We start from the raw sequence: 7,580 nt of genomic DNA, 5'->3' as shown, positions 1-7,580 counted from the left end.
GACGGGGCCCGGCCGGTGCGCTCGGCGACGATCTCGACGAGCAGCTGGCCCGCATCGGAGAACGAGGATGCGAGCGTCGGCGTCACCGCACGGTCGGGCGAGAAGCCGGTCAGGTCGACGCCGACGAGGGTCGAGAGCTGCGCGAGCGAGCGAGCGGCCGGGAACGCCGGCGGCGCGCCACCCGGCCAGTCCTCGGCGATCTGCACGAGCTCGCTCAACTCGTCGGCGATGGCCTGTGCGTGCTCGCGGGTCTCGCCGATGATCGGCAGCACCGGGGCGATGACCTTCAGCGTGCGGTCGTCGCGGCCCGACTCGAACGCCAGCGAGCGCAGCTCCTCGCGCACCGCGATCGCCTGGTCGTGACCCGACACGGCGACGAGCGCGAGGTCGGCGTGTTGCGCCGCGAACAGCTTCGAGCTCGGCGAGAGGCCCGCGTGCAGGACGGGCAGGTGTCCCTGCACGGGGCGCACCGCGTTGAGCGGCCCGGCGACGCGGAGGTGCTCGCCGTGGAACGCGGTGGCGTGCAGGCGGTCGGGGTCGAGGAACACGCCCGACGCGGCATCCGCCACGATCGCGTCGTCGTCGAACGAGTCCCAGAGTCGGCGCAGCACCTCCTGGAACTCCACCGCGCGGTCGTACCGAACGGTGCTGGCGTGCGTGAAGTCGACGCCGTGGTTCGCCGCCGAGCGGGCGTCGGACCCGGTGACGAGGTTGAGCGCCGCACGCCCGCCCGAGAGCAGGTCGGCCGAGGCGCTCGCCCGCGCGACCGTGAAGGGATCCGCGTAGGTGGTGTTCACCGTGGCCACGAGCCCGATGCGCTCGGTCACGCCGGCGAGGTAGGTGATGGCGCTCAGCGGATCCACGCGGGCGACGAGGTGCGGATCCCGGTACTCGAGGTCGTGCCCGGTGGCGAGCCAGTCGCCGAAGAACAGGAAGTCCAGGCGCGCCCGCTCGGCCACCTCGGCGGCGCGGCGCAGCACGGCGGCGTCGCCCCGCGGGTCTCGATGCGCCCCCGGATACCGCCAGCCCGACGGGTACGCGCCGACCGCCCGCACCATGGCGCCGATGATGAGTCTCGTCATGCGTCCACCTCCCGGATGCGACGTTAGGCAGGCCGCGCGGATGCCGCGAGGGGTGCCGTCACACGGCGGAACGGGGTGCCACACGCCGCAACCCGGCGTCATCGGGGGTCATCGGATGCCGCGGGCGGGCGGGATGCCGCGGGCGGCCCGCGCGGCATCCGTCACGCGGCATCCGTCACCCGACGTGCCGCACGCGGCATCCGCTCAGATGCTCGCCCGCTGCTCGACGAGCGGGCACATGAACGGATCGCGCTCGCCGAGCCCGACGCGGTTGATGTAGCGCAGCACGATCGCGTAGGACTGCCAGAGCCCGGTCTGCGTGTAGGGCACGCCGTGCTCGCGGCAGTACGCGGCGATCATGGGCGCGGCCCGGCGCAGGTGGGGCCGCGCCATCGACGGGAAGAGGTGGTGCTCGATCTGGTAGTTGAGCCCGCCCATCATGAAGTCGAGGAACGGGGTGCCTCGGATGTCGCGGCTCATGAGCACCTGGCGGCGCAGGAAGTCGAGCCGCAGGGCCTTCGGCACGAGCGGCATGCCCTTGTGGTTCGGCGCGAACGAGGCACCCATGTAGAGGCCGAAGAGCCCGAGCTGCACGGCGAGGAACACGGCCGCGATGCCGGGCGAGAGCACGAGGAAGACGAGCGCGAGGAACCCGACGAGCCGCACCGCGAGCACCGCGATCTCGGCGGGGCGGTGTGCGAGATGCTCGCGCATGACGACGCGATGCACGCTCGACGCGTGCAGCGAGAGCCCCTCGAGCAGGAGGATCGGGAAGAAGAAGGCGCCCTGATGCGCCATCACCCAGCGCATGAACGGCGACCGGTGCCGTCCGGCCTGCTCGGGCGTGAACGCGACCACCGGCAGGTCGATGTCGGGGTCGACGCCGAGCTGGTTCGGGTTCGCGTGATGCCGGGTGTGCTTGTGCTGCCACCAGCCGTAGCTCATGCCGACGAACCCGCCGAGCACGAGGCTGGTCCAGTCGTTCCACCGGCCCGAGCGGAAGATCTGCCGGTGCGCGGCGTCGTGCCCGAGGAACGCGGTCTGCGTGAACAGGAACGCGAACCACACGGCCATGAAGACCTGCCACCACGAGTCGCCGATCCGGATGAACGCGACGACGGTGGCCGCGAAGAGCACCGGCACGAGCACGAGCTTCGTCCAGTAATAGCCGTAGCGCCGCCGCATGAGGCCCGCCTCACGCACCTGACGGGCGAGTTCGGTGAAGTCGCTGGCTGGTGCCGTGTGCGTGGTCATGGCGACTCGCTCTCGAGGTCGCCGCACGCGGGGTCCCGGCACGCGGAATGGTTCATTCGAGGCTACGCCTGCGGCGGGGCATCCGCCATCCGTCAAGCCGTGGGATCCCGCGCCCGCACTCGATAGAATCGTTTCGATCCCCGCGCGAATTCCTGCGCGATCTCCCGACCCCTGGAGGCCACCCTTCCGTGACGAGTTCCCACCGCGATCGACCTGCCGACCCGCACCAGCACGACGGGCATGCGTTCGCCAGGAAGGAACCGTCGGCAGCGCCGCCGATGCGGCTCTCGGATGCCTCGGAGCTGGTGCTGGTGGCGTCGGCCCCGCGCACCGCGCGGTTCGATCGTGACGACCTCGTCGTGCGCAAGGGCCAGTACGCGCTGCGGAACGGCCACGCGACCCCGCAGGAGTCGATGGTGGAGGACCTGCTCGCCGTCCGCGACGCCCTCGACGCGGCCGCCATCTCGTACCTCCTCGTGCGCGGCAACGACGACCGCCTCGTGCTCGCCGTCGACCGCGCCGACCGCAAGGCCGTGGCGAACGCCTTCGCCGAGGCCTTCGCGAACGAGCCGTTCTACGCGGCGACCCTCGCGCCTGAGCGGGCCGCCGGCTCGCACCCGGTGCTCCTCGCCGACGGACGCCTGTCGGGCCACCGCAAGGCCACCGTGCTGCGCCTCTACCGCCCCCGCGTCGAGCCCGTCGGACGCCTGCGCTACGGCAGCGAGACCGCCGTGCAGCTGGAGTTCTGGCGCTTCGGCGAGGACACGATCGAGGCGCCCGTCGAGAACGCGCTGATGCGCCGCACGCTGCCGCGCTCCGAGGCGATCGACGACACGGTGCACCTGCACGGCCGCGACTGGCCGACCCTCGAGCACATGTTCGCGCCGCTCGCGAGCGACGTCGACTTCGACATCGACATGGTGTTCTCGTGGGTCGACGGCTCGAGCGACGAGTTCGTGCGCGAGCGCGCCAAGCGCATGCAGAGCTACGTGGTCGGCGAGGGGGACGACTCCGAGGCCCGCTACCGGCAGATCGACGAGCTGAAGTACGCGCTGCGGTCGGTCTACCTGTTCGCGCCCTGGATTCGGCGCATCTTCATCGCGACGGACTCCCCGGCGCCGGCGTGGCTGGCGAAGCATCCGAAGGTCACCATCGTGCGCAGCGAGGAGATGTTCGCGGACACGTCGGTGCTGCCCACGCACAACTCGCACGCCGTCGAGAGCCAGCTGCACCACATCGACGGCCTCGCCGAGCACTTCCTCTACTCGAACGACGACATGTTCTTCGGCCGGGCGGTCAGCCCGTCGCTCTTCTTCTCCCCCGGCGGCATCACGAAGTTCGTCGAGGCGTCGACGCGCATCGGCCTCGGCGACACGCACCCGGGTCGCAGCGGGTTCGAGAACGCCGCGCGCGTGAACCGGGCGCTCCTGCGCGAGCGGTACGGGAAGGTCACGACGCGCCACCTCGAGCACTGCGCGGCGCCGCTCCGCAAGAGCGTGATGGCCGACCTCGAGGCGGCGTTCCCCGAGGAGTTCCGCCGCACGGCGGCGAGCCGCTTCCGCTCGGCGACCGACATCTCGGTGACGAACTCGCTGTACCACTACTACGCGCTGCTCACGGGCCGCGCCGTGGTGCAGACCGACGCCAAGGTGAAGTACGTCGAGACGACGCTGCGCAAGGCGCTGCCCGCCATGAAGCAGCTGCTGAAGCGCCGCGACCACGACATGTTCTGCCTCAACGACGGCAGCTTCCCCGAGATCTCGGTCGAGCAGCGCACGGCGGCGGTCATCGAGTTCCTCGACCGCTACTTCCCGTTCCCGGCACCGTGGGAGAAGGCGACGGATGCCGCGGCCGACCTGCCTGCGGCGGCGGCGGCCGGCACGCCCGACCTCACGGCGTAGTCGCAGGCGCAGCCTCGCGGGCGGCGGCTGCCGTCAGGCGAGCACCGGGATCGGCATGGTGAACGGGGGCTCCTTCGACACACGCGGCGTCGCGGCATCCGCGATGCTGATGCCCGACTCGCCGAGGCGGCGCGCGCTCTCGTCGGCGGGGATGAAGTCGAGCGCCGGGAACGAGCCGAGCGGCACGACCGAGTGCAGCACGGTCGAGGGATACACGTGCACGAGGTTGAACGCGCGGGCGCCGTCGCGACCGCGGGTGCCCCCGACGGGCACGTTGAGGTCCTGGGTGTAGCAGCTCGCCGACGCGACCGAGACGGGCACGCCCGCGAACGTCGCGGTCGACGAGTAGTGCAGGTGCCCGGCGATGATCGAGCGGATGTCGCTGCCGTCGACCACTTCGGCGAGGCCCGACTGGTCGCGCAGCTCCACCGACACGGCGAGGTCGAGCACGCTCGGCACCGGCGGGTGATGCATGGCGAGGATCGTGCCGTGCGGCGCGGGGATCGAGAGCTCCTCGGCGAGCCAGTCGAGCTGGCCGGGCGTCACCTCGCCGTGATGGTGGCCCGGCACGGTGGAGTCGAGGGTGATGACGCGCAGCCCGTTGACGTCGTCGACGCGATCGACCGGGCGCGACCCGCCGAGTCGCTCGCCGAGCAGGCCGCGGCGGAACGCCCCGCGGTCGTCGTGGTTGCCCATGACCCAGATGACCTGGGCGCTCAGCCGCTCGGCCACGGGGTCGACGATCTGGCGGATGCGGTCGTAGGCGTCGGCCTCGCCGCGGTCGGCCAGGTCGCCCGTGAAGACGATCGCCTCTGGCCGGGCACCTGATGCCTCGAACTCGTCGAACAGCGTCCGCAGGTGCTGTTCGCTCGACACCCGGTCGTAGAGCTTGCCGCCACCAGCGAGCAGGTGCGTGTCGCTGATGTGGAGCAGGAAGTGATCCGGCCTGGGGTACTCGGCCGTTCGAATGGTCACTGGGGGTTCCCATCGGTTCGGTGGTGGCGCGCGGCGGTGGGCGTCGCGCTCAACCTAGCCGACCATGCGAATCTGAACGCTGAATGAATCCGGAATGTGACGAACCCGAACGCGCCGACACGGATTCCGGCGAACCGCGTCACGATCCGGCATCCGTGGCGTCTCTCTGGTGAGGGAGGTCGATCATGGCGTGGTGGGGGCGGACGAAGTCGGCGGAGTTCGTCGAGCACGTGGAGTTCGTTCGGCTCGAGCTCTCGGTGATCGCGGTGCCATGCGCCTGCCCCAGGGATCACGACCACCCGCGGCCGACGTCGGTGGTGCTGCACGACGCGCACGCGCTGGCGGCCTGATCGCCGGTGCGCCCCTGAACGTGCACGCCCGCCCGCGACTCACGACGGCCCGGCCGACCTCGCCATCGCCGCCGCGACCCCGGCGCTCTCGCGCCAGACGGGACCGTGACCGGGCAGGAGGACTGATGCGCGGGTCTCTGCGAGCGCCGTCAGCGAGGCCAGCGCCTGCTCGCTGTCGGCCGTCGCGGCGCCTGACAGGATCTGCGGTCCGTCACCGCCCGTGTACGGGTTGAAGGTGACGAGCGCGTCGCCGCTCAGCACCGCGTCCGATTCGGGCAGGTGCAGCGCGCAGTGCCCGAACGTGTGTCCGGGCGTGAACACCACCCGCGGACGCCCCGGCACGTCGAGCACCTCGTCCGCGGCGAGGAATGTCAGCCCCGACACCCCCTTCACCCGCAGTGCGCCGGCGCGCACCATCGCGAAGAGCGGCGGCACCGCCCGAGGGTGCGCGATCGGGTAGGCGGCCCGCGGATTCTCGTGCGCGTAGCGGTAGGGATGCGCCGCGAGGTACTCCTCCTCGGGGTGGGCGATGATCGGCACGCCCCACTCCTGCTGCGCTCGCAGGGCGAAACCGAGATGGTCGAAGTGCGCGTGGGTGAGCACGCAGGCTCGCACGTCACCGGGCTCCCGGCCCAGGGCGCGGATGGCGTGGCCGATGACCGGCCAGGTCGCCGGGTGCGCCGTGTCGACGATCGTGAGCGCGCCGCCCTGCTCGAGGAGGTAGCAGTTCACGTAGGCGTGCTCGAGGCGATGCACCCCGGGGACCACGTTGCAGGTGAACCGGGGTCTCCGGCTGCGTCGCGACGGGGCGGATGCCTCGTGTCCCGGCGCTCGCGCCTCGCGCCGTTCGTCGGTGATGTGTCGATCCTGCACGGCAGCCGCCTTCCGTCGGACCACCGCCTCCCAAGGTGCATCCACGTTCGGCCATGCCGGAACGCCGGACAACCCCCTTGACCCGGCCGGGGGACGGATGCGCCGACACGCGGACTCAGCGCCGGGGCGCGGCATCCGCCGTTCGGCGCTCGACCCGCTCGGCCAGTCGCACGAGCTCGCGCGCCACCGCGTCGGGCGCCGTGCGGGGCACCACGTGGCGCCTCCCGGGCACGCTCACGGCCTCGGCGTGTCCGCCGCTCGCGGCCGCAAGGAGTTCGCACCACGCTTCGCGGGCGATGGGGTCGCGTTCGCCGCGGATCACGACGGTGTCCGCGACGCAATCCGCGATGCGCTCGAGCATCGGGTACCGCATCATCGCCCCGAGCTCCTTCAGGTACCACCGGATGCCGCCGCGGAAGTAGTCGCGCAGCACCAGTGCGTTCACGGAAGGCGGTTCGCCCACGGTGTCCCTGGCGAGGTCGAGCGCCTGCTGGCGCACGGTGCCCCGCGCCGGATCGACCACCGGCCCGATGAGCGCGATGCCGAGCACCTCCCGCGGCCGGATCCTCGCCAGCTCGACGGTGAACTGGGTGCCCATGGAGTGCCCCGCGACGATCGCCGGCCACGCGCCGCGCCGAGCGAGGACCTCGGCGAGATCGCGCCCGTACTCTTCCACGCTGAGCCCGTGTCGTGGCGCGGGGTTCGGCCCGAAGCCCGCGAGGTCGATGTTCAGCACTCGCCGGGTCGCGGGCATCGCCTCCTGCACCTTCGCGAGCGAGCGGTGCGTCATGCCGATGCCGTGCAGCAGCACCGTCGTGACCTCGCCGGCGCGGCCGATGCCCGTCTCGTGCGCTCGGTAGCGGTGCGCACCCACGACGACTTCGCTCACGGTCTCCATGCGCGGGAACCTATCGGCTGGGCGGCGCGTGCGCAGCCCCTTGCGCTGCGGCCCTGGCCGCGTCAGCCGCCGGGCGGCCGCGGCTTCTTGGTCTGCCCTGGAGCCGTGTCGCGCCCGGTCCCGGTGCCGCCGTCGGTCGGTTCCGGAGTGGGCTCGGGCGACGGCGGATCGCTCGGAGGAGGCGCGTCGGCGTCGTCGGGCGGCGGGGTCGTGGCCAGCGGCGCGAGCGGCGTCGGCGCGCCGGGCG

General features: G+C 72.0%; 7 protein-coding genes and 1 pseudogene. 2 read left to right on the top strand and 6 right to left on the bottom strand.

The genetic code is table 11. The features are described 5' to 3' along the window. Both AC1DY2_RS11915 and AC1DY2_RS11910 read right to left on the bottom strand, forming a co-directional pair. The coding region (locus tag AC1DY2_RS11915) for an NtaA/DmoA family FMN-dependent monooxygenase (protein ID WP_476762624.1) at window positions 1-1,082 on the bottom strand (1,082 nt) is incomplete at its 3' end. Window positions 1,083-1,286: 204 nt separating this feature from the next. Further along, on the bottom strand, window positions 1,287-2,336 hold the full coding sequence (locus AC1DY2_RS11910) for a fatty acid desaturase family protein (RefSeq protein WP_476762623.1): 1,050 nt from the start codon (window positions 2,334-2,336) through the stop codon (window positions 1,287-1,289). 278 nt (window positions 2,337-2,614) lie between these two features. On the opposite strand from AC1DY2_RS11910, the gene AC1DY2_RS11905 reads away from it, so the two are divergent. Then, on the top strand, window positions 2,615-4,237 hold the full coding sequence (locus AC1DY2_RS11905; RefSeq protein ID WP_476762625.1) for a stealth family protein: 1,623 nt from the start codon (window positions 2,615-2,617) through the stop codon (window positions 4,235-4,237). 33 nt (window positions 4,238-4,270) lie between these two features. Here AC1DY2_RS11905 and AC1DY2_RS11900 read toward each other — a convergent pair whose 3' ends face one another. After that, complete coding sequence (locus AC1DY2_RS11900) at window positions 4,271-5,212, bottom strand: phosphodiesterase (protein ID WP_476762622.1); 942 nt, start codon at window positions 5,210-5,212, stop codon at window positions 4,271-4,273. 185 nt (window positions 5,213-5,397) lie between these two features. Here AC1DY2_RS11900 and AC1DY2_RS11895 point away from each other — a divergent pair, with 185 nt between their 5' ends. Then, a complete protein-coding gene (locus AC1DY2_RS11895; RefSeq protein ID WP_476762621.1) occupies window positions 5,398-5,562 on the top strand; it encodes a hypothetical protein in 165 nt (54 codons plus the stop codon). A gap of 39 nt (window positions 5,563-5,601) precedes the next feature. Here the strand turns inward: AC1DY2_RS11895 and AC1DY2_RS11890 are convergent, their stop codons facing one another. The 3 genes and pseudogenes from AC1DY2_RS11890 to AC1DY2_RS11880 all read right to left on the bottom strand — a co-directional run. After that, on the bottom strand, window positions 5,602-6,435 hold the full coding sequence (locus AC1DY2_RS11890) for an MBL fold metallo-hydrolase (protein ID WP_476762620.1): 834 nt from the start codon (window positions 6,433-6,435) through the stop codon (window positions 5,602-5,604). 115 nt (window positions 6,436-6,550) lie between these two features. Next, window positions 6,551-7,333, bottom strand: coding sequence for an alpha/beta fold hydrolase (locus tag AC1DY2_RS11885; protein WP_476762619.1), 783 nt, complete (start codon window positions 7,331-7,333; stop codon window positions 6,551-6,553). Window positions 7,334-7,395: 62 nt separating this feature from the next. Further along, a pseudogene (locus tag AC1DY2_RS11880) lies at window positions 7,396-7,580 on the bottom strand (ice-binding family protein); the annotation flags it as partial.

This window comes from Agromyces sp. P1_H4, assembly GCF_056405255.1.
Note: the sequence above shows the minus strand (reverse complement) of the source record. Positions and strands in the feature narration are given on the sequence as shown.

Excerpts from the sequence above, each read along its gene's own strand:
- AC1DY2_RS11910 (WP_476762623.1), bottom strand. The coding sequence starts at position 2,336 with ATGACCACGCACACGGCACCAGCCAGCGACTTCACCGAACTCGCCCGT.
- AC1DY2_RS11905 (WP_476762625.1), top strand. The coding sequence starts at position 2,615 with ATGCGGCTCTCGGATGCCTCGGAGCTGGTGCTGGTGGCGTCGGCCCCG.
- AC1DY2_RS11895 (WP_476762621.1), top strand. The coding sequence starts at position 5,398 with ATGGCGTGGTGGGGGCGGACGAAGTCGGCGGAGTTCGTCGAGCACGTG.
- AC1DY2_RS11885 (WP_476762619.1), bottom strand. The coding sequence starts at position 7,333 with ATGGAGACCGTGAGCGAAGTCGTCGTGGGTGCGCACCGCTACCGAGCG.